Source organism: Pseudomonas viridiflava, assembly GCF_001642795.1.
GTDB lineage: Bacteria > Pseudomonadota > Gammaproteobacteria > Pseudomonadales > Pseudomonadaceae > Aquipseudomonas > Aquipseudomonas viridiflava.
On the sequence record NZ_LKEH01000018.1, the window covers coordinates 88,803 to 110,416 of the forward strand.

The 21,614-nt window shown below is 60.3% G+C and carries 22 protein-coding genes; 8 read left to right on the forward strand and 14 right to left on the reverse strand.

Translation table 11 applies throughout. The annotated features are described in order from the left end of the window. Positions 1–11: 11 nt before the first annotated feature. Positions 12–506: a SprT family zinc-dependent metalloprotease gene (locus AO065_RS04160; RefSeq protein ID WP_004884196.1), complete on the reverse strand. Its 495-nt coding sequence runs from the start codon at positions 504–506 to the stop codon at positions 12–14. Positions 507–627: 121 nt separating this feature from the next. Further along, positions 628–1,227: a Yip1 family protein gene (locus tag AO065_RS04165; RefSeq protein ID WP_004884193.1), complete on the reverse strand. Its 600-nt coding sequence runs from the start codon at positions 1,225–1,227 to the stop codon at positions 628–630. 219 nt (positions 1,228–1,446) lie between these two features. Here AO065_RS04165 and ttcA point away from each other — a divergent pair, with 219 nt between their 5' ends. After that, positions 1,447–2,271, forward strand: a complete 825-nt coding sequence (ttcA, locus tag AO065_RS04170; protein WP_004884191.1) for a tRNA 2-thiocytidine(32) synthetase TtcA — start codon at positions 1,447–1,449, stop codon at positions 2,269–2,271. A gap of 6 nt (positions 2,272–2,277) precedes the next feature. Here ttcA and AO065_RS04175 read toward each other — a convergent pair whose 3' ends face one another. Genes AO065_RS04175 through arsC form a run of 4 tightly spaced genes read right to left on the reverse strand, consistent with a single transcriptional unit; the run spans position 2,278 to position 4,352 of the window. Continuing rightward, complete coding sequence (locus AO065_RS04175) at positions 2,278–2,949, reverse strand: DNA-3-methyladenine glycosylase I (RefSeq protein ID WP_004884189.1); 672 nt, start codon at positions 2,947–2,949, stop codon at positions 2,278–2,280. Positions 2,950–2,987: 38 nt separating this feature from the next. After that, on the reverse strand, positions 2,988–3,404 hold the full coding sequence (locus AO065_RS04180; protein WP_004884187.1) for a DUF2069 domain-containing protein: 417 nt from the start codon (positions 3,402–3,404) through the stop codon (positions 2,988–2,990). Continuing rightward, the gene (gene wrbA, locus AO065_RS04185) at positions 3,397–4,002 is read right to left on the reverse strand and encodes an NAD(P)H:quinone oxidoreductase (RefSeq protein ID WP_004884184.1); all 606 of its coding nucleotides are present in this window, start codon (positions 4,000–4,002) and stop codon (positions 3,397–3,399) included. Before wrbA ends, AO065_RS04180 begins: the two co-directional genes overlap by 8 nt. Next, a complete protein-coding gene (arsC, locus tag AO065_RS04190) occupies positions 3,999–4,352 on the reverse strand; it encodes an arsenate reductase (glutaredoxin) (protein WP_004884183.1) in 354 nt (117 codons plus the stop codon). Before arsC ends, wrbA begins: the two co-directional genes overlap by 4 nt. A gap of 131 nt (positions 4,353–4,483) precedes the next feature. Here arsC and AO065_RS04195 point away from each other — a divergent pair, with 131 nt between their 5' ends. After that, the gene (locus AO065_RS04195; RefSeq protein WP_004884179.1) at positions 4,484–4,951 is read left to right on the forward strand and encodes a TlpA disulfide reductase family protein; all 468 of its coding nucleotides are present in this window, start codon (positions 4,484–4,486) and stop codon (positions 4,949–4,951) included. A 412-nt stretch (positions 4,952–5,363) separates the two neighbouring features. Here AO065_RS04195 and AO065_RS04200 read toward each other — a convergent pair whose 3' ends face one another. The 4 genes from AO065_RS04200 to AO065_RS04215 all read right to left on the reverse strand — a co-directional run bounded on the left by AO065_RS04200 (position 5,364) and on the right by AO065_RS04215 (position 10,355). Then, positions 5,364–5,771, reverse strand: a complete 408-nt coding sequence (locus AO065_RS04200; protein WP_004884178.1) for an META domain-containing protein — start codon at positions 5,769–5,771, stop codon at positions 5,364–5,366. Continuing rightward, on the reverse strand, positions 5,768–6,205 hold the full coding sequence (locus AO065_RS04205; RefSeq protein WP_004884177.1) for a hypothetical protein: 438 nt from the start codon (positions 6,203–6,205) through the stop codon (positions 5,768–5,770). The genes AO065_RS04200 and AO065_RS04205 overlap by 4 nt, the downstream gene beginning before the upstream one ends. 45 nt (positions 6,206–6,250) lie before the next feature. Further along, positions 6,251–7,240, reverse strand: coding sequence for a 2-hydroxyacid dehydrogenase (locus tag AO065_RS04210; RefSeq protein WP_004884176.1), 990 nt, complete (start codon positions 7,238–7,240; stop codon positions 6,251–6,253). A gap of 361 nt (positions 7,241–7,601) precedes the next feature. Next, positions 7,602–10,355 carry a response regulator gene (locus tag AO065_RS04215; RefSeq protein ID WP_054540876.1) on the reverse strand — a complete coding sequence of 918 codons (2,754 nt, stop codon included), beginning with the start codon at positions 10,353–10,355 and terminating at the stop codon, positions 7,602–7,604. Between the two features lie 247 nt (positions 10,356–10,602). Between AO065_RS04215 and cysM the strand changes: the two genes are divergently transcribed. From cysM to AO065_RS04240, 5 genes are all read left to right on the forward strand, one after another. After that, complete coding sequence (gene cysM / locus AO065_RS04220) at positions 10,603–11,505, forward strand: cysteine synthase CysM (RefSeq protein ID WP_004884175.1); 903 nt, start codon at positions 10,603–10,605, stop codon at positions 11,503–11,505. Next, positions 11,505–12,860, forward strand: coding sequence for a 23S rRNA (uracil(1939)-C(5))-methyltransferase RlmD (rlmD, locus tag AO065_RS04225; protein WP_032651656.1), 1,356 nt, complete (start codon positions 11,505–11,507; stop codon positions 12,858–12,860). The genes cysM and rlmD overlap by 1 nt, the downstream gene beginning before the upstream one ends. Before the next feature lie 157 nt (positions 12,861–13,017). Beyond that, positions 13,018–15,261 (forward strand): GTP diphosphokinase, encoded by a 2,244-nt coding sequence (relA, locus tag AO065_RS04230; RefSeq protein WP_004884173.1) that lies wholly within the window; start codon positions 13,018–13,020, stop codon positions 15,259–15,261. Between the two features lie 75 nt (positions 15,262–15,336). After that, on the forward strand, positions 15,337–16,170 hold the full coding sequence (gene mazG / locus AO065_RS04235; RefSeq protein WP_004884172.1) for a nucleoside triphosphate pyrophosphohydrolase: 834 nt from the start codon (positions 15,337–15,339) through the stop codon (positions 16,168–16,170). 26 nt (positions 16,171–16,196) lie between these two features. Further along, on the forward strand, positions 16,197–16,739 hold the full coding sequence (locus AO065_RS04240; RefSeq protein WP_004884171.1) for a DUF2058 domain-containing protein: 543 nt from the start codon (positions 16,197–16,199) through the stop codon (positions 16,737–16,739). Between the two features lie 68 nt (positions 16,740–16,807). On the opposite strand, the gene AO065_RS04245 is transcribed toward AO065_RS04240, so the two are convergent. Beyond that, complete coding sequence (locus AO065_RS04245) at positions 16,808–16,987, reverse strand: hypothetical protein (RefSeq protein WP_004884170.1); 180 nt, start codon at positions 16,985–16,987, stop codon at positions 16,808–16,810. A 650-nt stretch (positions 16,988–17,637) separates the two neighbouring features. Here AO065_RS04245 and AO065_RS04250 point away from each other — a divergent pair. Next, complete coding sequence (locus AO065_RS04250; RefSeq protein WP_004884169.1) at positions 17,638–18,786, forward strand: IS4 family transposase; 1,149 nt, start codon at positions 17,638–17,640, stop codon at positions 18,784–18,786. 352 nt (positions 18,787–19,138) lie between these two features. On the opposite strand, the gene AO065_RS04255 is transcribed toward AO065_RS04250, so the two are convergent. Genes AO065_RS04255 through purM form a run of 3 tightly spaced genes read right to left on the reverse strand, consistent with a single transcriptional unit; the run spans position 19,139 to position 21,569 of the window. Continuing rightward, positions 19,139–19,852, reverse strand: coding sequence for a DUF3108 domain-containing protein (locus AO065_RS04255; RefSeq protein ID WP_004884168.1), 714 nt, complete (start codon positions 19,850–19,852; stop codon positions 19,139–19,141). 8 nt (positions 19,853–19,860) lie between these two features. Beyond that, a complete protein-coding gene (purN, locus tag AO065_RS04260; RefSeq protein WP_004884167.1) occupies positions 19,861–20,511 on the reverse strand; it encodes a phosphoribosylglycinamide formyltransferase in 651 nt (216 codons plus the stop codon). Next, the gene (gene purM, locus AO065_RS04265) at positions 20,511–21,569 is read right to left on the reverse strand and encodes a phosphoribosylformylglycinamidine cyclo-ligase (protein WP_004884166.1); all 1,059 of its coding nucleotides are present in this window, start codon (positions 21,567–21,569) and stop codon (positions 20,511–20,513) included. Before purM ends, purN begins: the two co-directional genes overlap by 1 nt. Positions 21,570–21,614: the final 45 nt, after the last annotated feature.

The following is a 21,614-nucleotide window of genomic DNA, read 5'->3' on the forward strand; positions in this document are numbered from 1 at the left end:
TTCAGCAGCAGTTACTCGGTTCGGGTCTCGCCGCTGAACACCAGCGTCTGACGGCAGCGTCTGCACAGGTAGCGTCTGCCCTTGCTGACCATGCTGTGGCGCTGGGCGGTGAAGGGGAAGTCGCTGTCGGCGCACGGGCAGCGATAGATATAGCGCGTCACGCTGCGACGTTTGACGGCGTAGGTATGGCAACGGTTGGGCGGCAGTTCGTACACGCCGCGCATGATCAACTGCCACTCTTCGCCGTGCGGCTGGATGCTGCCGCCGAACAGTTGGTGGGCGATCAGGTGCGCGACTTCGTGCGGCACGGTCTGGCGCAGAAAGTCTTCGGCGTTTTCCTGATACAGCTGCGGATTGAAGCGCAGCAGGTTTTCATGCAGATGGGCGACGCCTGCCTTCTGACCGCGCAGCTTGAAGCTGACGACCGGGCGTTTGAACGTACGTTTGAAGAAGGCTTCGGCTTGTTGGTAACAGGTTTCGACGCGGGAATTGAGTTGCTCGGGCATGCTGTGTGGCTCTCCAATGCGCCAAGTATGCCGTAATGTGGAGGCCGGCTGAAAACGCCAGCCGCCCGGTGGTCATTTACATAGACGGGCCTGCACTGCGACAGACCCGCTCAGCTCCTGCTCAATTGGTGTATTCCGGACCTATTCCGATGCCCCACAGCACGACGGTAAAAGCCATGATTGCGACCAGCACCACCAGACCGACCGACAGCACGGAACTGGAGAACATGAACCCCTCTTCCGAGGCTATGTTCATGAAGGTCGGCAGGCCGACGTAAAGCAGATAGACCGTATAACAGACCGCTGCAGTCCCGGCCACCATGCCGAGCCACAGGTGCGGGTAAAGCGCTGCCAGTCCGCCGAAGAACAGCGGCGTTGCCGTGTAGGTAGCGAACGCGATGCACTGCGCGAGGGTGGGCGTGGCGTCGTAGGTGCGTGCCATCCAGTGAATGAAACTGCCCATGACCGCCACACCTGCCAGCATGGAAACGTAAGACATGATCGCCATCCAGATAGCGCTGCCATGGGTGAGCATGACCGGTGGGCGCTCGCCGATCACCCAGCCTACCTGCGTGGTGCCTATGTAGGCGGAAACCACCGGGATCGCCGCCAGAATCAGCGTGTGCGAAAGGTACAGGTGGCCGATGGACTCATCCTCGCTGCGGATCTGCTTCCATTCCTGGTCGGGGTGCGTGAACAGGCCCCAGACGTGATGGATCATGAGCGTACTCCTTGATGTTCGGATTCGGCTTCATGAACCAGTATAGAAACCTGAGCTGTCGATAGAACCCAAGGCTTAGAGCGTTTGGCGATTGTCCGGACTCTGTTAATAGCGTGAGGTGCTGAACATCAGGCACGCGTCCATTGTTTAACCCGCTCACGGTTTTGCGTAAAATGGCCGCCTTTTCTCACTGTCATCGTCAGCGGATACCACCAGTACATGGGCACCCTTTCAGTCAATCAGAACAAACTGCAGAAACGCCTGCGTCGGCTGGCCGGCGAAGCGGTTGCCGACTTCAACATGATTGAAGAGGGTGACAAGGTCATGGTCTGCCTGTCCGGTGGCAAGGACAGCTACACCATGCTCGATGTGCTGATGCATCTGCAGAAAGTCGCGCCGGTGAAGTTCGACATCGTCGCCGTGAACATGGACCAAAAGCAGCCGGGTTTTCCCGAGCATGTGTTGCCGGCCTACCTGAAAGCGCTGGGCGTCGAATACCACATCGTCGAGAAGGACACTTACTCGGTGGTCAAGGAACTGGTGCCGGAAGGCAAGACCACCTGTTCCCTGTGCTCACGTCTGCGTCGCGGCACGCTGTACACCTTCGCCGACGAGATTGGCGCGACCAAGATGGCGCTGGGTCATCATCGTGACGACATCGTCGAGACCTTCTTCCTCAACATGTTCTTCAACGGCTCGCTCAAGGCCATGCCGCCCAAGCTGCGCGCCGACGACGGTCGCAATGTGGTGATACGCCCGCTGGCGTACTGCCACGAGAAAGACATTCAGGCGTATTCGGACCTCAAGGCATTCCCGATCATTCCGTGCAACCTGTGCGGCTCCCAGGAAAACCTGCAGCGTCAGGTGGTCAAGGAGATGCTTCAGGACTGGGAGCGCAAGACGCCCGGACGTACCGAAAGCATCTTCCGCGCCTTGCAGAATGTGCAGCCTTCGCAGCTGGCGGATCGCAATCTGTTCGACTTCACCAACCTGCGCATCGACGAAACCGCCGCCTCGCGGTTCGTCAATGTGGTCAATATCTGAGCGTGATCAGTGGTTGACCGTGAACGCCAGCATGGCTGACAGCTGGCACATCGGTCTGCCGCTTTCGGCGTGCCACTGGTTGAAAGCGTCCTGCACGATGGCCTGATCGCGCTTGCTGGTCGGCACTCGGTCGACGAGGTTCTGTGCGTTCAGCGCCGCGACGACGTCGTAGCTGGGAATGAAGGTGTCCTTGCCGACCATGCGCAGGAAGCGTGGCGCGGACAGTCCGCCCATCTGGTTGCCGTGCTTGGCCAGGTATTGCCAGAGGCCGGTGATGTTATCGACCGGCCATTGGGCGATGAACTGGCCGAAACTGCCGTGTTCCTGCTCGATGTCCAGAATCAGCTGCGCGTTGCGCGGCACGCTCTTGAGCTTGCCCAGATGGCGAATGATGCGCGCGTCCTGCATCAGACGCTCCAGATGGTCGGCCCCCATCAGCACGACTTTTTCCGGATCGAAGCGAAAGAACACCTCTTCGAATGCGGGCCATTTGGAATCCACCAGACTGTGCTTGAGGCCTGCACGAAACACGCGCAGGGCCAGGGTCGACAGGTAGCGGTCGGCGCTGATGGCTTGCAATTGTTTGGGCGTCTTGGGGGTTGGCAGGTGGGCTTCCAGTGCTTTGGCGGAGCCGAAACGGTTCAGGCAGTACTCGTTCAGCCATTTGTAATCGTGCATCGGTTCTCCAAAGGACAGTCAAAAGGCAGGTCGAGGCTTCAGACCTGCGGCGGCGCTGCAAGTTTGCGGTTTAGCTGAAAGCGCCAGCGTACGTAGAGCAGCGTGCTGATGAACACCGCGACGCTGAGCGCCATTTCCAACAGGCCGAACAGCCAGCGATTCGGGTCAAAAGCGGCGAGTGCGCCCTTGATGAAGTACAGGTTGATCACAAAGCAGGTCCACGAATGGCCGCGTGGACTGCCGCTGAGCATGCCCGGCACAAGGATCAGCAAGGGCAGCAATTCGATGGCCAGAATCACGCCCGGTCGTGCGCCGTGCAGATCGGCGAATATCAGGTAATACATCGACAGCAGCGCGATCATGCTCAGGAAACAGATCAGGCTCGCTGCCCGGCTGAAACGCACCCGCGGCTCCAGCCATTCCCTGGCCGGTAGCGCCTTGGGCGTTTTAGCCACGCGGGGTGTCCAGTTGCAGGGCGATTTTCGCCAGGCGCTGGCCCTGTGCGCGACACAGATCGGTTTCGTGGCGGTCCAGCGGACGTTTGCCGTCGGCACCGGCGTGATGGCTTGCGCCGTAAGGCGTACCGCCGCCCGTGGTTTCCAGCAGCGCCGACTCGCTGTATGGCAGGCCCATCACCAGCATGCCGTGGTGCAGCAGCGGCAGCAGCATCGACATCAGCGTGGTTTCCTGACCGCCGTGCAGGCTGGCGGTGGACGTGAACACGCCGGCAGGCTTGCCGACCAGCGCGCCGGTCAGCCACAGGTTGCTGGTGCCGTCGAGGAAGTACTTGAGCGGCGCGGCCATGTTGCCGAAGCGGGTCGGGCTGCCGAGTGCCAGGCCCGAGCAGTGCTTGAGGTCATCGAGGGTCGCATACAGCGCGCCGTTTTCCGGAATGCTCGGCGCGGTCGCTTCGCAGTCGGCGGAGATGGCTGGCACGGTGCGCAGCCGCGCTTCCATGCCGCCCATCTCGATGCCGCGGGCGATCTGGCGGGCCATTTCGCTGGTGGAACCGTTTCGGCTGTAATACAGAACCAGAATGTAGGGTGTGCTCACGGCAATAGCTCCAGAACGTTCTCGGGTGGGCGGCCAATGACGGCCTTGTCGCCAACGACCAGAATCGGCCGTTCGATCAGTTTCGGATGGGCGGCCATGGCGGCGATCAGTTGTTCGTCGCTCAGACTCGCGTCGGCCAGGTTCAACTGCTTGTAGTCATCCTCGCCGGTGCGCAGCAGCTGTCGTGCGCTGATGCCCAGCTTGCCGAGAAGTTCGCGCAGTTGGGCGGCATCCGGTGGGGTTTCCAGGTACAGGACGACGTCGGGACTCAGGCCGCGGGCCTGAAGCAGTTCCAGCGCGCCGCGGGATTTGGTGCAGCGCGGGTTGTGATACAGCGTCAGATCGGTCATTTGCAGGTCGCATCTTGCAGGGAGTGACGCGTATTCTACCCACGCGACGGCACTGTTCGACATATCGGACGGTCAATAGTCGTATTCGGGTCATAAGTAACCGGTCTTCAGAGTCGAGGAAGGAAGCACAGATGGTTAGGCGATTGGCAGCAGCGGTGGCACTTGTCGGCAGTATGCTGCTCAGCGGATGTGGCGCGGATCTGGGCGCGGACCAGAACGGCCAGAAGGTCGCCAGCGACCGGATTGACGGTCATTGGCTGGTGGTGAACTACTGGGCCGAATGGTGTGGTCCGTGCCGCGTGGAAATTCCTGAATTCAATCAGTTGTCCGAGCAATTGAAGGACAAGAAGGTCACGGTGTTGGGCGTCAACTTCGACAACCTGCAGGGCGACGAGCTTAAAAAAGCCGCGAACGCTCTGGGGATCAAATTCACCGTGCTGGCGCAGGACCCGGCCGAGCACTACGACCTGCCACCTTCCGAAGCGCTGCCGGTGACCTACATTATCGACGACAAGGGCAAGATGCGTGAGCAGTTGCTGGGCGAGCAGTCCGCCGCGACCGTGATGCAGAATCTCAAGACGTTGCGCGGAGAGAGGTGATTCTCCACAGTTGATCGTTCCGCACGCTCTGCGTGGGAATGCCTCTTGGGACGCTCCGCGTCCAGCGGTGGTGAGTCAGTAAAACTTCTGGCGCCTGACCCAATGGGGCGCGGAGCGTCCTGGGCTGCATACCCACGCGGAGCATGGGCACGATCAGCGCGCGTGAGATCACTGATCGTTCCGCACGCTCTGCGTGGGAATGCCTCTTGGGACGCTCCGCGTCCAGCTGTGGTGAATCCGTAAGGTTTTTCGCGCCTGCCCCAATGGGACGCGGAGCGTCCCGGGCTGCATGCCCACGCGGAGCATGGGCACGATCAGCGCGGCGGAGATCACTGATCGTTCCGCACGCTCTGCGTGGGAATGCCTCTCGGGACGCTCTGCGTCCAGCGGTGGTGGGGTCGCCGCAGTCTTATCAGCTCTCTTCCAACCAGAACCGCAACGGTTTGCCTTCGGCGGGCCACAGGCGCAGTTGCTGGATCGGCGAGATGTCCCAGCGCTGGACGCTGGACATGGATTTCAGAAAGCGTTCTTCCTGTTCCATCAGCGCCGGTGCGCACATCTTGCGGGTTCTGCCCAGAGCGCCGAAGCTGATGGTGCCGTCGCGCAGGCTGTAGGGTGCGAACCAGTGGTTGCACCCGGCATTGCCGTAGGCGCGGCCGTCGGCACCCAGCGTCATGGTCAGGCGGCTATTGTCGATCAACGGACGTTCGCCGATCCATTCCATCACATAACTCTGATCCTGCCGAATGGCAGGCGCTTGCGTCGAGCAACCTGCCAACAGTGCGCTACCGATCAGGCTTGCCAGCAAAAACTGTTTCATGCCGCCTGCCCCTGGCACTTCCTGCAGAGGTGCTTCTCGCCTTCGGTTTTCCAGCCCAGCTCTGCAATGCGTGCAGTGGCAGCAGGTTTCTGCGCCTTGACGCCCAGCTTGCTCTCGACCATGAATTCGAACTTCAATTCGGCGTTGCAGCTGTCGCAATGGACCTGCCACTCGTGGATCGCCAGTTCGTCGAAGACCGGGCCGTGTGCAACGGCGACCCATTGGCCGGCCGGGTTGATCAGGTGCCGGACTTTTTCGACGGTCAGGCGCATATAAAGGCTTTTGCTGCCCTTGATGGTCACCAGCAACTGGTCGTTGTTGTGGATCGAGCCGCCGTTGCCGGTGACCTGATAACGACCAGGTCCCAGTGTGCGGCACTCGGTCAGGGTGTGTTGCGGGTTGAGCATGCTGTAGCGGAAATCGTGTTCGACCATGGGTCCTCCAAAATTGCGCGCATCCTAACACGCAGCGACGCGAGGTTAACCCTCTACCCGATTCTGTGGCGTGCCTGCCGACCAGGCGACTATGTTGTCCAGCGTGGTGCGGGCGATGGCACCCAGCGCTTCCTTGGTCAGGAATGCCTGATGCGCGGTGACGATCACATTGGGGAAGGTCAGCAGCCGCGCCAGCACGTCATCCTGCAACGGCAGGTCGGAGCGGTCGGCGAAAAACAGCTGGGCTTCCTCTTCGTACACATCCAGCCCCAGATAACCCAGTTGACCGGTCTTTAGGGCATTGATCAGTGCTGGCGTTTCCACCAGTGCGCCACGTCCTGTATTGATCAGCATCGCACCGGGCTGCAGGGTCGCCAGCGACTGTTCGTTGATCAGGTAGCGAGTCTGCTCGGTTAGCGGGCAATGCAGGCTGATGATCTGCGCCTGGGCCAGCAGATCGGGCAGGCTCAGGTATTGCGCGCCCAAGGCTTCAACGTCGGGATTGGGGAAGGGGTCATGGGCGAGCAGTTTGCAGCCGAACCCGGCCATGATTTTCGCGAAGGTCGCGCCGATCTGCCCGGTGCCGACGACCCCGACGGTCTTGCCGACCAGATCGAAGCCGGTCAGGCCATGCAGGCTGAAATCGCCGTCGCGGGTACGATTGCAGGCGCGGTGCAGGTGACGGTTGAGCGACAGAATCAGCGCCACTGCATGTTCGGCCACGGCATGCGGTGAATAGGCCGGAACCCGCACCACGCTCAAGCCCAGGCGCAAGGCAGTTGGCAGGTCCACATGATTGAAACCGGCCGAGCGCAGGGCGATCAGCTGTGTGCCGCCCGCCGCCAGTCGTTCGAGTATCGGGGCGCTCAGGTCGTCATTGATGAACGCACAGACCACCTCATGACCTTCGGCCAGTGCGGCGGTCTCGATGGTCAGGCGAGCGGGCTGGAAGCTCAGTTCCAGTTCGTCCGGCAGGCGCTCGGCGAGGAAACTGGCGCGGTCGTATTCCTGGCTGCTGTAGATGAGTACACGCATTGGAAGGTCCTTTTGCGGAATCAAAACTTGATCGTGCCAATGCTCCACGTTGGCATGCAGCCCGGGACGCGGAGCGTTGGACACACATTTTGCTGCGACTGACGGACTGTGGGAGGCGCCACCAAGCCGCCTCTTATCAAACTACCTGTAACTTACTGAAGAAACGCGATTTTGTGGGAGCGGACCGGGCGGCGTTCCGTTTGTCCGCGAATGCTGTATTTCAGGCGATGAATATTCGTCGGATGTGCTGGCCTTTTCGCGGACAAGTCCGCTCCCACTGAGTTTGCTGCGCGACAGCGCTACGTCGAAGACGTGGTGNGGGATGTGCATTCACTCAGCCCCGCCCGTGTTTAGATTGTAATCAAGCCGTTACCCGCGCTTCGGCCTCGAGGCGGGTGATGGCCTTGTCCAGGTCGTCCAGTGCGTCTTCGGTGTGCGGTGCGTTCTGTTTGAGCAGGGTTTCGGCGCGCTGACAGGCGGTGCGCAGTTGCGGGACACCGCAGTAACGTGTCGCGCCGTGCAGGCGGTGGACGCGTTCGATGAGGCCTTGAATGTCGTCGTTGGCACGCGCCGCCCGAATCGCTTCGCGGTCGGCGTCCAGCGAGGCCAGCAACATGGCCAGCATGTCCGCCGCCAGATCAGGCTTGCCAGCCGCCAGACGCAGCCCTTCTTCGTGATCGAGCACCAAGGGGCCGACGTGGGCGTTGGAGCTTTCGGTCTGGCGTTCCGGTATCGGATTACGCAGCGCCAGCCCGGTCCACTTGAGCACCACCTGCGCCAGTTGCCGTTCGCTGATCGGCTTGGTCAGGTAGTCGTCCATGCCACTTTGCAGCAGCGAGCGTTTTTCATTGGCCATGGCGTGGGCGGTGAGGGCGACAATCGGCAGCGAGGTCTGATTGCGCTCGGTCTCCCACGCGCGAATTGCTTCGGTGGCCTGACAGCCGTCCATGCCCGGCATCTGGACGTCCATCAACACCAGATCGAACGCTTCCTGCTGCACCGCGCTGACCGCCGCGTAACCCCCATCCACCGCCACGACCTCGGCGCCCATGTCTTCGAGCAGGGTCTGCACCAGCAACAGGTTGGCCGGGTTGTCGTCGACGCACAGTACACGCGGTGCGCGGCTCGACAGGGGCAGGGCGACATCGGTGCGAACGGCCCGCGGTGCGACCAGTTCGGATAGCGCCTTCTGCAATTTGCGGTTGCACGCCGGTTTGGCCTGCAACTGGGTGTACACATCGTGGACCGACATCTGGAACAACGCATGCTCGGTGGTCGGGCACAGGACCATCACTTTGCAGTTGAGGTTTTCCAGGTCCCAGATGTGCTGGCGCAGCCGTTCTGGCGAAATCTCCAGCGCCGTCACGCCCAGCACCACCAGGTCGATGGCCTGCGGCGTTTCGTGCGCTGCGGTGACGCCGTTGAGCAGGTTTTCCAGATTGTTGAACACCACGGTCTGCAGTCCGCAGTCTTCCAGTTGATGTTCCAGCGCCTGCCGCGCCAGATCGTGATGTTCCAGCACCGCCGCACGCAGGCCTTCCAGAGCCTGATTGGCGGTTTCTTCCCTGTCCTCGCGCGCCTTGGGCAGGTTGAGGCTGATCCAGAATTCCGAACCCTCGCCCGGCGTGCTGTCGACGCCGATCTCGCCTCCCATCTGTTCGATCAGACGTTTGGAAATCACCAAACCGAGGCCGGTGCCACCCGGTTGCCGGGAAATGGAATTGTCGGCCTGGCTGAATGCCTGAAACAGCGCCCGCACATCCTGGCTCGACAGACCGATGCCAGTGTCCTGCACGCTGATGCGCAGTTGCGCGTGCTCTTCGGTTTCATCTTCAAGCATGGCGCGGGCGACAATCGTGCCCTGACGGGTGAATTTGATCGCGTTGCTGACCAGATTGGTCAGTATCTGCCGCAGTCGCAGCGGGTCGCCCGACAGCGCCAGCGGCGTATCGCGGTAGACCAGACTGACCAGCTCCAGCTGTTTGGCGTGGGCGGCCGGGGCAAGAATGGTCAGGGTATCCTGCAGCAGGTCCCGCAGGTTGAACGGAATATTGTCCAGCACCAGCTTGCCGGCCTCGATCTTCGAGAAGTCGAGGATCTCGTTGATGATGCTCAGCAGGTTGTCGGCGGATTTTTCGATGGTGCCCAGGTAATCGTACTGGCGCGGGGTAAGCTCGCTTTTCTGCAGCAAATGGGTGAAACCCAGGATGCCGTTGAGTGGCGTGCGGATTTCGTGGCTCATGTTGGCCAGAAACTCGGATTTGATCCGGCTGGCTTCGAGCGCTTCCTTGCGGGCCAGATCCAGTTCGATGTTCTGGATTTCGATGGTTTCCAGATTCTGCCTGACATCCTCGGTCGCCTGATCGATGCTCATCTGCAGTTCTTCCTGCGCATTCTGCAGGGTCGCCGCCATGCGGTTGATGCCGGAAGCGAGCTCGTCCAGTTCGCGGCTGCCCAACGGTGGCAGACGCGTCTCCAGGTTGCCATCCTTCAACTGCGACACGGCCTGCTTGATCTGGCTCAGCGGACCGTTGATGGTGCGGCTCATGCGCACCGCCAGAATGGCCGTGAACGCCAGTCCCGTGAAAATCAGCAGCAGGCTGGCGAACAGGCTGCGATAGCCTCGCAACAGCGTGCCGTTGTGGGATATTTCCAGTTCGACCCAGCCCAGCAGTGTGTCGGCTTCGGCCGGGATGATCGGGCTGGTCAGATGGCGCTGATGACCGAACACTGGCAGCAGGTAGCGCGTGGCGTCATTGCCGGACGAGCTGAGCAACTGGGTGCTGCTGCCGATGGGCGAGGGGCTGATCATGGTCGGCCCGGCATGGGCGAGTACGCTGCGGTCGGTGTCCAGGAACGACACGGCGCGTACGTCGGACTGTTCAAGGGTCTGGGTCGCGATGCGGGTCAGCAGGATCTTGTCCTTGCGACCCAGCGCATTGGCCGACAATGGTGCCAGGTCCTGCGCGATCATCTCGCCGCGCTGCAGCAGCTGGCTCTGCAGCTCGTACAGCTGCATCCAGGTGAAGTAACCGCCCAGCACCGCCGCCATCAGGCTGGCGGGCAAAATGGTCAATAGCAGTACGCGGCCTTTTATACCCAGCTTGTTCAGCACGCTCGTTCTCCAGCAACCGGTATCAGTCCGTCGATTTCAGGCAGCAGTCGCCTGGCCCTATCGGCACGAGGGGATGAGTTTAGCCATTTAACGGCAGCATGGGCACATTAGTATTGCGGGCCAGATGCACGCAATTGCACAGGTCTCGTTATGCGTTTCAGTTATAGGTCGCGCACTTTGCGTGATATGGGGTTTGAGCGTTTGCCGTTATGATAGGCGCCCCCGCAGTCTGGATTGCGAATACGCCATGACCCTGCAGTATCAAACCATTGCCGATTGCGTCGGCAACACCCCGCTCGTGCGTCTGCAACGCATGGCGGGTCACACCAGCAATACCCTCTTGTTGAAGCTTGAAGGTAACAATCCGGCCGGCTCGGTGAAAGACCGTCCTGCGCTGTCGATGATCACCCGCGCGGAACTTCGCGGCCAGATCCACGCCGGTGACACCCTGATCGAAGCCACTTCCGGCAATACCGGTATCGCGCTGGCCATGGCTGCCGCGATCAAGGGTTACCGCATGATCCTGATCATGCCGGACAACTCCAGCGCCGAGCGCAAGGCTGCAATGACAGCCTACGGTGCCGAGCTGATTCTGGTCAGTAAGGAAGAAGGCATGGAAGGTGCCCGTGATCTGGCCGAGCGCATGCAGACCGAAGGTCGCGGCAAGGTGCTGGATCAGTTCGCCAACGGTGACAATCCGGAGGCGCATTACACCTCCACCGGTCCGGAAATCTGGCGTCAGACGGGCGGTACGGTCACGCACTTCGTCAGTTCCATGGGCACCACCGGCACCATCATGGGCACGTCGCGCTACCTCAAGGAGCAGAATCCCGAGGTGCAGATCGTCGGTCTGCAGCCGATGGAAGGCGCATCCATTCCTGGCATCCGTCGCTGGCCCTACGAGTACCTGCCGAAGATTTATCAGGCTGATCGCGTCGACCGTATCATCGACATGAGCCAGACCGAAGCCGAAGACACCATGCGCCGACTGGCCCGCGAAGAAGGCATCTTCTGCGGTGTGTCGTCCGGTGGCTCGGTGGCGGGCATGCTGCGTATTTCCCGCGAAGTCGAAAACGCCGTGATCGTGGCAATCATCTGTGACCGAGGCGACCGTTACCTGTCGACTGGCATCTACGACGCGCCTAACTGATGGCCAAGCATGAGAGAGGGTTGCGCTTCCAGCCGACTGGAGGCGTCAAGTCCGTGCAGGTGCCTGTCGGTAAAAAGCAGCGCCTGACCATCGAACGCCTGTCGGATGACGGGCGTGGTATCGCATTTCTGGAAGGCAGAACCTGGTTCGTCGCCGGCAGTCTGGCGGGCGAAGAGGTTGAAGCGCGGGTACTCAATGCACGCGGCAAGGTCGTCGAAGCACGCACCGAGCGTGTGTTCACCGCCAGCGAAATGCGCCGTGCGCCCCTGTGCAAGCACTTCGGGCGTTGCGGGGGCTGCAGCGTGCAACATGTGCCTCATGACGAACAGCTTGCCCTGAAACAGCGCATGCTTGCCGAGCAGCTTCTGCGTGTAGCCAACGTGGCTCCTCAGGAGTGGGCGGCACCGCTGACCGGTTCCGAACTGGCCTACCGCAGACGTGCGCGAGTCGCCGTGCGCTGGGACGTTAAGGCCAAACGGCTGGACGTCGGCTTCCGGGTAACGGCCAGTCAGGACATCGTCGGTATCGAGGAATGTCCGGTGCTGGTACAGGCCTTGCAACCGATCATGACGCAACTGCCGACGATGCTTCGCAGCCTGAGCAAACCTCAGGCGCTGGGGCATGTCGAGTTGTTCAGTGGTTCTGCCACGGCGGTCCTGCTGCGCCATACCGCGCCGCTGGCCGAGGCGGACCTGGTGATTCTCGAGGCATTCTGCGCAGAGCACGGCGCGCAGTTGTGGCTGCACGGTGAGGGCGATCCGCAACCGGCGAACCCGGACGATCAACTGGGCTATCGCCTGACGCCCTGGAACCTGCAACTGGACTGGCGTCCGGGGGATTTCATTCAGGTCAACGCGCAGGTCAATACCGCGATGATCGAGCAGGCGCTGGAGTGGCTGGCACCTGCGGCCGATGAAAGGGTGATGGACCTGTTCTGCGGCCTCGGCAATTTTGCCTTGCCGCTGGCGGGGCAGGCGAAGGAAGTGGTCGCCGTCGAGGGCGTTGCGACTATGGTCGAACGTGCGGCGGCAAACGCGGTGAGTAATGATCTGCACAATGTGACGTTTTTTCAGGCGGATCTTTCGCAGCCGCTGACGAACGCGAGTTGGGCAGCCGAGGGGGTTTCTGCGGTACTCTTGGACCCACCGCGTGACGGTGCATTCGAAGTGGTGCGCCAGATCGGAAAAACAGGCGCCCGGCGGTTGCTCTATGTGTCATGCAACCCGGCAACTTTGGCTCGTGATACGGTCGAATTGGTCAATCAGGGCTACCGTTTAAAACGTGCCGGAATACTCGATATGTTTCCTCAGACGGCGCATGTCGAGGCGATGGCTTTATTTGAAATGAGTAAGTGAGCAGCGGTTCATTGGATCGAATCAGCGGCTGACAGGGAATCTCATTTAATCCGACTGGCCCGCGAATGCCGGTCCTTGCTTGCCCGGCAAGTGGCATTCGCTCAGAAGGCTGGCGACTGATGGCGCTATTCATCGCGCCGTAGGGAAGGTAAGCAGCATGGTACAGGTGAGAGCGCACCAGCCGATAAACACAGACGGCAGCATCAACCTCGACGCATGGCTTGATCATATTGTCAGCGTCGACCTGGTCCTGGACCGGGAAGTCATGAAGAAGGCCTGTGAGTTCGCCCGGCAAGCCGAGCAGAACGACAAGGCACTGAAGAATCACTGGGCAGACGGCACCTCCAGTTTCCAGACCGGTCTGGAAATCGCGGAGATCCTGGCTGACCTCAAGCTGGATCAGGACTCGCTGGTTGCAGCGGTCATTTACCGGGGCGTGCGCGAAGGCGTGATTCCGCTGCCGGATGTCGAGCAGCAGTTTGGTGAAACAGTGGCCAAACTGATCGACGGCGTGCTGCGCATGGCGGCGATCAGTGCCAGTCTCAGTCCGCGTCAGTCGCTGGTGCTGGGCAGTCAGGCCCAGGTCGAGAACCTGCGCAAGATGCTGGTGGCGATGGTCGATGACGTGCGCGTCGCACTGATCAAGCTCGCCGAGCGTACCTGTGCGATTCGGGCGGTGAAGAACGCCGACGACGAAAAGCGCAACCGCGTGGCGCGGGAAGTCTTCGACATCTATGCGCCGCTGGCTCACCGCCTGGGTATCGGGCACATCAAGTGGGAGCTGGAAGACCTGTCTTTCCGCTACCTTGAGCCTGACCAGTACAAGCAGATCGCCAAGCTGTTGCATGAGCGTCGTCTGGACCGCGAGCGGTTCATCAGCGACGTCATGTCCCAATTGGAAAACGAACTGCTGGCCACCGGCGTCACTGCCGATATCAGCGGCCGTGCCAAACACATCTATTCCATCTGGCGCAAAATGCAGCGCAAGGGTCTGGCGTTCAGTCAGATCTACGACGTGCGTGCGGTGCGTGTACTCGTTCCCGAAATGCGCGACTGCTACACCGCGCTGGGCATCGTGCACACCTTGTGGCGGCACATTCCCAAGGAATTCGACGACTACATCGCCAACCCCAAGGAAAACGGCTACCGCTCGCTGCACACTGCGGTCATCGGGCCGGAAGGCAAGGTGCTGGAAGTCCAGATCCGTACGCATTCGATGCACGAAGAAGCCGAGCTGGGCGTCTGCGCGCACTGGCGCTACAAGGGCACGGACGTCAAATCCGGCTCCAACCATTACGAAGAGAAAATCTCCTGGCTGCGTCAGGTGCTGGAATGGCACGAAGAACTGGGCGACATCGGCGGGCTGGCCGATCAGTTGCGGGTCGATATCGAACCGGACCGGGTCTACGTCTTCACGCCTGATGGTCACGCCATTGACCTGCCCAAGGGCGCGACGCCGCTGGACTTCGCCTATCGGGTCCACACCGAGATCGGCCACAACTGCCGTGGTGCGAAGATCAACGGCCGGATCGTGCCGCTCAACTACAGCCTGCAGACCGGTGAGCAGGTCGAGATCATCACCAGCAAGCACGGCACGCCGAGCCGCGACTGGCTGAACTCGAACCTGGGTTACATCACCACGTCGCGGGCGCGGGCGAAGATCGTTCACTGGTTCAAGCTGCAGGCGCGCGACCAGAACGTCGCCGCCGGCAGAACCCTGCTCGAGCGCGAACTGGCGCGTCTGGCACTGCCGCAGGTCGATTTCGACAAGCTCGCCGACAAGGCCAATCACAAGACCGCCGACGACATGTTCGCCGCGCTCGGTGCCGGTGATCTGCGTCTGGCGCAACTGGTCAACCTGGCTCAACAGCAGGTCGAACCGGATCGCATGAACGAGCAGCTGGAGCTGATTCCGCGCAAGGCTACGGGCTACAAGCCGGGCAAGCGTGGCGATATTCAGATCCAGGGCGTGGGCAACCTGATGACCCAGATGGTCGGCTGCTGCCAGCCGCTGCCGGGCGATGCCATCGTCGGTTACATCACGCAAGGGCGCGGGGTGAGCATTCACCGGCAGGATTGCGCCTCGGTGCTGCAGCTGGGCGGGCGCGAACCCGAGCGGATCATCCAGGTCAGTTGGGGGCCGGTGCCGGTGCTCACCTATCCGGTGGACATCATCATCCGCGCCTACGACCGTTCCGGGCTGCTGCGTGACGTGACTCAGGTGCTGCTCAACGAGCGGATCAACGTGCTGGCGGTCAATACCCGCTCGAACAAGGAAGACAACACCGCGCTGATGTCGCTGACCATCGAGATTCCGGGTCTGGACGCGCTGGGGCGGTTGCTGGGGCGTATTTCCCAGTTGCCGAACATCATCGAGACGCGCCGTAACCGGACGCCCTGACTCAAGGCTTCCATAGTTGCCACTGTCCGAAGGCATGCCAGACAGTGGCGACATCGCGGTAACAGAGATTTTGCAATGCACACACTTGAAGACCTTCTGCACCTCATGGCCCGGCTGCGCGATCCGCAGTACGGCTGCCCCTGGGATCTGAAGCAGACCTACGCCACCATCGTCCCGCACACGCTGGAAGAAGCCTACGAAGTGGCCGATGCCATCGAACAGGGTGACTTCGATCAGCTTCAGGGCGAGCTGGGCGACCTGCTGTTTCAGGTGGTGTTCTATGCCCATCTGGCTCGCGAAGAAGGGCGCTTCGAATTCGACGGGGTCGTCGATGGCATCGTCCGCAAGCTGCTGCGCCGTCATCCGCATGTGTTTCCGACCGGCGAGCTGTATGCGCCCATGGAAACCCCACGCCTGACGGACCAAGAGGTTAATCGGCGCTGGGATGAAATCAAGGCCCAGGAGCGTGCAGAAAAGTCGTCCGCGCCCGAGCAGTTGTCCTTGCTCGACGACGTGCCTGTTGCGCTGCCTGCGCTGAGCCGCGCCACCAGGCTGCAGAAACGCGCCGCTCAGGTCGGCTTCGACTGGCCTGCCGCCTTGCCGGTGGTCGACAAGGTGCGCGAAGAACTCGATGAAGTGCTTGAGGCAATGGTCGATAATGACGCTGACGGCATTGCCGAAGAAATCGGCGATCTGCTGTTTGTTGTGGTGAATCTGGCCCGACACCTTAAAGTCGACCCGGAAACTGCGTTACGCTCGGCCAACAGCAAGTTCGACAGACGCTTCCGATTTATTGAACAGGCGTTGCGCCACGCCCAGCGACCCATCGAGGAATGCAGCCTCGAAGACATGGACGCGTTGTGGGGCGAAGCCAAACGTCAGGAAAAAAACGCACCCCGCTGCGGCTGAGTGGTTGTTTAAGAGAGAGAAAAGAGATGGCGGGTATTTCACTTCGCGACCAGTTGCTCAAGGCAGGTCTGGTCAACCAGAAGCAGGCCAAGCAGGTCGGCAAGGAAAAGCAGAAAGAGCAGCGCCTGGTGCACAAGGGCCAGGCTCAGGTCGACGACTCGCAGAAACGTGCGGCTCAGGAAGCGCTGGCCGAGAAGGTCAAGCGCGATCAGGAACTCAATCGTCAGCAGCAGGAGAAGGTCGAGCAGAAGGCCCGTGCCGCTCAGGTCAAGCAACTGATCGAGGCTTCGCGTCTACCCAAGCTGACCACCGAGGATTACTACAACTTCGTCGATGACAAGAAGGTCAAGCGCATCTCGGTCAACACGCTGGTGCGCAACAAGCTCAGCAGCGGCTCGCTGGCCATCGTCCACCACGGTGGTGGTTACGAGATCATTCCGCGCGAAGCAGCGCTGAAGATCCAGGAGCGCGATCCACGCCGCATTGTGTTGCTCAATACTCCGACCGAAGCGCCGGATGCGGACGACCCGTACGCGGCCTATCAGGTGCCTGACGACCTGATGTGGTAAGCCTCTTCGCCAGCATGACAAAACCCGCCTTGAGCGGGTTTTGTCATTTTACGGTTCTGAAATTGCGGTCAATGGTTGCCCTGGCTTTCCAGCGCTTCCAGCTCTTCTTTATACCGGTAGGCTTCGGATTCTATGTGAAACATGCCGACCAGTTGATCCTGTTGATGCACGTCCCAGATCTGAATGCCGTCGGCAACGGCTTCATGAGAGAGGTGGGCGTCGTCGCGTTCAGTAACTCTGACAGTCATAGTGTTAGCTCCTGACTTTGGCAGCCTTGATGGTTAGGCCTCTGGATACTGCGGCGATGTGTCGCAGGACTCTTTTATAGGATCCGTTAGCAGGCTAAGTAAATAGCCCGTTCAGGTTCCGGGTTGGTCGGAAATTAACCGCTGCGCTGCAGCCTTCGAAATACGTGGGCTGCAGCCAAGTGTTGGTTAAATGAAGGATTTTTCATGTGTCCTGGTGGCGCGTACAACTGCCACAAACGGTGTTGTCTGCTGGTGCGGACGCGGAGCGTCCCGAGAGGCATTCCCACGCGGAGCGCTCGGCGTTATACATAAGTTCGCAAGACGCGCAAAACTGGGGCAAAAACGAAAGTGACTGACTGAATGCATACCCCGTGGGAGGCGGCTTGCCGGCGATGGAGTCAGTTCAGTCACTGATAGGTCGCTTCACAAAAAGCATCGCCGGCAAGCCGCCTCCCACAGTCCGTGGTCGCAACAAGACTCGGGTATAACGCTGAGCACAGGCAGGGGCATGATCGACGTGCTTGAGATCACGCTGATCGTTCCTACGCTCTGCGTCACTAGTGTCCGGGGAAAATAGGGAGGGGGCTCCGCCCCCTCTTCTACGACGGGCATCTGCGCCATAATCAGCCCTTTCAGACTTGATTATTGCCATGTTCTCCAATACTCATCTCGGTCAGTTGCTGTCTGCATTTCCCTCGCAGTTTTTCCAGAAAGAAGTTAAAGCCTGCGGAGCCGATCGGTACGCCAAACGGTGTACATCTCGCGATTTGCTGGTGACGCTGGTGTTGGGGCATTTGCAGCAAAGCAGTAGTTTGCGCAGCCTCTCGGCGATGTCTGAAGCCTTCGATGAACATCACCATTTGAATGCCAGGCCGGTGCCTCGCTCTACGCTTTCCGACGCGCTTAACAAGCGCAGTTTCATCCCGTTTCAAAAGGCCTGCGAATCCATGCTGAGCGCTATAAGCGGGCAGCAACGCCGACTGGCCAAACGCATGATCAGCCTTATTGATTCCACCTCAATCACGTTGCGCGGACCCGATTTTGACGAGTGGACCAAGGCCACCAAGACCCGCATAACGCAAGGCCTCAAGGTGCATACCGGCTTTGATCCTGTCCAGTGCGCCCCGGTCTACATCAGCATTACTCCTGCCAACGTCAACGACATGGCTGATGCTTTGAAAGTGCCGATTGAGTCAGGCGTGACTTATGTTTTCGACAAAGGCTATTGCAGCTACAACTGGTGGTATCAGATTCATCAGGCCGAGGCCTTTTTCGTTACACGACTCAAAAAAGACGCCAATGTACAGCTGTCTCATGAGCACTCCTGCCCATCGCCCGATAGCACAGTGCAGGCCGATGACATCGTGGAGTTTGGTAAACGGCATCGTGTTTTCAGGGGTACGCCGGTACGACGTGTGAAGGTCCAGCTCGAAACATGGGAAAACCCGCTCACGCTGGTCACTAATGACCTGACACGCTCTGCTGAAGAGATTGCCGACCTCTACAAGGAGCGTTGGCAGATCGAGCTGTTTTTCAAGTGGATCAAGCAGCATCTAAAACTAAAACGTTTCTACGCGTTCTCCGAAAATGCGGTGAAATTGCAGATTTACAGCGCGATTATTACGTATGTACTGCTGCATATTTTTCAGAAGCGATCGAATTTCCGTGGCTCGCTTTTCGACCTGACACGCTCCTTGGTCTGCGTCTTGTTTGAAAGACCTTTAGCCAAAGAGCATCGAAAAAAACGACGACGAAAGAACGAAGAGATGAAAGTGGCTCAGGGTAGCCTTTTGCTATGACGGCAGCGGACTTTCCCCGGACACTAGTGACGCTCTGCGTGGGAATGCCTCCCAGGACGCTCCGCGTCCGCTCTCGAATGTGGCGCAGATGCGTGGTCAAGCTCCAGCGTTATCCATGTCATGCGCTCGGCTCACTGAATCCGCAATCTGTGCCATGTGTGACGCAGAGCGTCACGGGATGCATGCCCACGCGGAGCGATAGGCACGATCAGTGGTGAGGCGGACTTGTGTATAACGATGAGCGCAGAGCGTGAGGAACGATCAGCGTGAGACAGTACTGATCGGTGCTGAACGACAGGCAATAAAAAGCCCCGCATCAAGCGGGGCTCTGTACTGCGAACAGTCAGGTCGATCAGCTGCCTTTGACAGCCTTGCCGTTGACTGTACCGTCCTGCAGCATGATGTTGTATTCCTTGCCGTCGGTTTCGACCTGTTGCAGGCGGACCAGCAGGTAGTCCCAGTCCTTGGCGAACCACAGCACGGTGATGCGTTTGCTTTGAGTCGGGTCACGCACGCGCTCGACCTTGATGGCGTCGACCTGACCGGCCTTGGTGTCGACCTTCTCCGAACCCAGCACGCGGAAGTCGTAGGTATCGACTTCGTCGCCATCGACCACCTGATAGCTCATGCTTTTCTTGCCCTCGGCCACGTCATGCTGCAGGGCGAGCTGGTAGGTGGACTTGTCGAGGATGCCACGGTTGAGCGGCAGCTTGATCGCGTCGCCGCGGTCGGTGCCGGTGACGAACTTGGTGTTCCAGTCGAAAGCCAGATCGACCTTCTTGGATTTGCCCAGACCGCTACGCTCGAAGCTGTAGGTCTGTGGCAGCAGGGTGTCCTTGTCGACTTTCAGCGTGCTGACTTCGGACAGGCTGGCGATCATCATCGACGCTTTGAAATTCAGGGTCCAGGTGCCGTTCGGCCCGGCTTCCAGGCTGCGTTCAGCCGTGCCGCTCATGGGCAGCTGTTTCCAGTCGGCGGTGTAGCTGGCGGAGAAAGGTTGAAGGTCTGCGGCCTGTACAGCAGGGATGGCAAGCAGAGCGAAAGCGAAGAGCAGAGCGCGACGCATAATATCTCCTAGTGTCGAATCAAATGGCCGGTGGCCGGGAGTGGCTGGCCATCCAGTAACGCGCCTTCTTCGCCCAGGCTCAATCGGCCCTCGGCGAACCAGCGTATTGCCAGCGGGTAGATACGGTGTTCTTCAACATGCACCCGCTGCGCGAGCGTGGCGGGTGTGTCCTGTAACTGTACCGAAATAACTGCCTGTACGACCAGCGGTCCGCCATCGAGTTCCTCGGTGACGAAGTGCACGCTGCACCCATGCTCGGTGTCGCCGGCCTCCAGCGCCCGTTTATGGGTGTGCAAACCTTTGTAGCGCGGCAGCAGGGACGGGTGGATGTTGAGCAGACGGCCCTGATAGTGCCTGACGAAGTCAGCGCTCAGTATGCGCATGAATCCGGCCAGTACCACCAGATCGGGCTGAAAGGTATCGATCAGTTCGACCAGCGCGGCGTCGAAGGCTTCGCGACCTTCGTACCCCTTGTGGTCCAGCACGCAGGCTTCTATGCCTGCGTCTCTGGCACGTTGCAGGCCGAAGGCATCGTCACGGTTGGAGATGACAGCCCGGATGCGGACGGGGCTGGCCCCGTCCTTGAAACTGTCGATCATCGCTTGCAGGTTGCCGCCGGTGCCGGACAGCAGCACCACGACATTGCAGATGGCTGACATCAATGCGCCTTGAGGTTTTTCAGCTCGACTTGTGCAGCACCTTCGGCGGCGGTGGCGATCTGGCCGATCACCCAAGGCTGTTCGCCCGCTTCACGCAGTACGTTCAGAGCGGTCTCGACGTGCTCCTGAGCCACGCAGATCACCATGCCCACGCCGCAGTTCAGCACGCGGTGCATTTCGTTTTCTTCGACGTTGCCTTGCTGCTGCAGCCAGTCGAACACGGCCGGACGCTGCCAGCTGGCGACGTCTACCACGGCCTGGGCGCCCTGTGGCAGAACGCGCGGGATATTGTCCAGCAGACCGCCACCGGTGATGTGGGCCATGGCCTTGACGGCACCGGTTTCCTTGATGAGCTTGAGCAGCGGCTTGACGTAGATGCGGGTCGGCGCCATCAGCAGCTCGGTCAGCGGCTTGCCGTCGAGCTGGATGTTTTCGATGTCGGCACCGGCCACTTCGATGATCTTGCGGATCAGCGAGTAACCGTTGGAGTGTGGGCCGGAGGACGGCAGTGCCAGCAGGGCATCGCCCGCGGCAACCTTGGAACCGTCAATGATTTCAGCTTTCTCGACCACGCCGACGCAGAAGCCAGCCAGGTCGTAGTCTTCGCCTTCGTACATGCCTGGCATTTCAGCGGTTTCGCCGCCGACCAGCGAGCAACCGGCCAGTTCGCAGCCTGCGCCGATGCCTGTCACGACCTGGGTTGCGGTCTCGACGTTCAGCTTGCCGGTGGCGTAGTAGTCCAGGAAGAACAGCGGCTCTGCGCCGCAGACGACCAGGTCGTTGACGCACATGGCCACCAGATCGATGCCGATGCTGTCGTGCTTGTTCAGGTTCAGTGCCAGACGCAGCTTGGTGCCCACGCCATCGGTGCCGGAGACCAGAACCGGTTGCTTGTAACCAGCCGGGATTTCGCAGAGGGCGCCGAAACCTCCCAGGCCGCCCATGACTTCCGGACGCTTGGTGCGCTTGGCGACGCTCTTGATGCGTTCGACCAATGCTTCACCGGCGTCGATGTCTACACCGGCGTCTTTGTAGCTCAGGGAGGGTTGCTTGCTCATAAAAAATCCAGGCCTTTAGGGGGGATTCGGAGGTATCGACCGCTG

Bases quoted from the DNA above. Each gene is read 5' to 3' on its own strand.
- AO065_RS04160 (WP_004884196.1), bottom strand. From the start codon at position 506: ATGCCCGAGCAACTCAATTCCCGCGTCGAAACCTGTTACCAACAAGCC.
- AO065_RS04165 (WP_004884193.1), bottom strand. From the start codon at position 1,227: ATGATCCATCACGTCTGGGGCCTGTTCACGCACCCCGACCAGGAATGG.
- ttcA (WP_004884191.1), top strand. From the start codon at position 1,447: ATGGGCACCCTTTCAGTCAATCAGAACAAACTGCAGAAACGCCTGCGT.
- AO065_RS04175 (WP_004884189.1), bottom strand. From the start codon at position 2,949: ATGCACGATTACAAATGGCTGAACGAGTACTGCCTGAACCGTTTCGGC.
- arsC (WP_004884183.1), bottom strand. From the start codon at position 4,352: ATGACCGATCTGACGCTGTATCACAACCCGCGCTGCACCAAATCCCGC.
- AO065_RS04195 (WP_004884179.1), top strand. From the start codon at position 4,484: ATGGTTAGGCGATTGGCAGCAGCGGTGGCACTTGTCGGCAGTATGCTG.
- AO065_RS04200 (WP_004884178.1), bottom strand. From the start codon at position 5,771: ATGAAACAGTTTTTGCTGGCAAGCCTGATCGGTAGCGCACTGTTGGCA.
- AO065_RS04205 (WP_004884177.1), bottom strand. From the start codon at position 6,205: ATGGTCGAACACGATTTCCGCTACAGCATGCTCAACCCGCAACACACC.
- AO065_RS04210 (WP_004884176.1), bottom strand. From the start codon at position 7,240: ATGCGTGTACTCATCTACAGCAGCCAGGAATACGACCGCGCCAGTTTC.
- cysM (WP_004884175.1), top strand. From the start codon at position 10,603: ATGACCCTGCAGTATCAAACCATTGCCGATTGCGTCGGCAACACCCCG.
- rlmD (WP_032651656.1), top strand. From the start codon at position 11,505: ATGGCCAAGCATGAGAGAGGGTTGCGCTTCCAGCCGACTGGAGGCGTC.
- relA (WP_004884173.1), top strand. From the start codon at position 13,018: ATGGTACAGGTGAGAGCGCACCAGCCGATAAACACAGACGGCAGCATC.
- mazG (WP_004884172.1), top strand. From the start codon at position 15,337: ATGCACACACTTGAAGACCTTCTGCACCTCATGGCCCGGCTGCGCGAT.
- AO065_RS04240 (WP_004884171.1), top strand. From the start codon at position 16,197: ATGGCGGGTATTTCACTTCGCGACCAGTTGCTCAAGGCAGGTCTGGTC.
- AO065_RS04245 (WP_004884170.1), bottom strand. From the start codon at position 16,987: ATGACTGTCAGAGTTACTGAACGCGACGACGCCCACCTCTCTCATGAA.
- AO065_RS04250 (WP_004884169.1), top strand. From the start codon at position 17,638: ATGTTCTCCAATACTCATCTCGGTCAGTTGCTGTCTGCATTTCCCTCG.
- AO065_RS04255 (WP_004884168.1), bottom strand. From the start codon at position 19,852: ATGCGTCGCGCTCTGCTCTTCGCTTTCGCTCTGCTTGCCATCCCTGCT.
- purN (WP_004884167.1), bottom strand. From the start codon at position 20,511: ATGTCAGCCATCTGCAATGTCGTGGTGCTGCTGTCCGGCACCGGCGGC.
- purM (WP_004884166.1), bottom strand. From the start codon at position 21,569: ATGAGCAAGCAACCCTCCCTGAGCTACAAAGACGCCGGTGTAGACATC.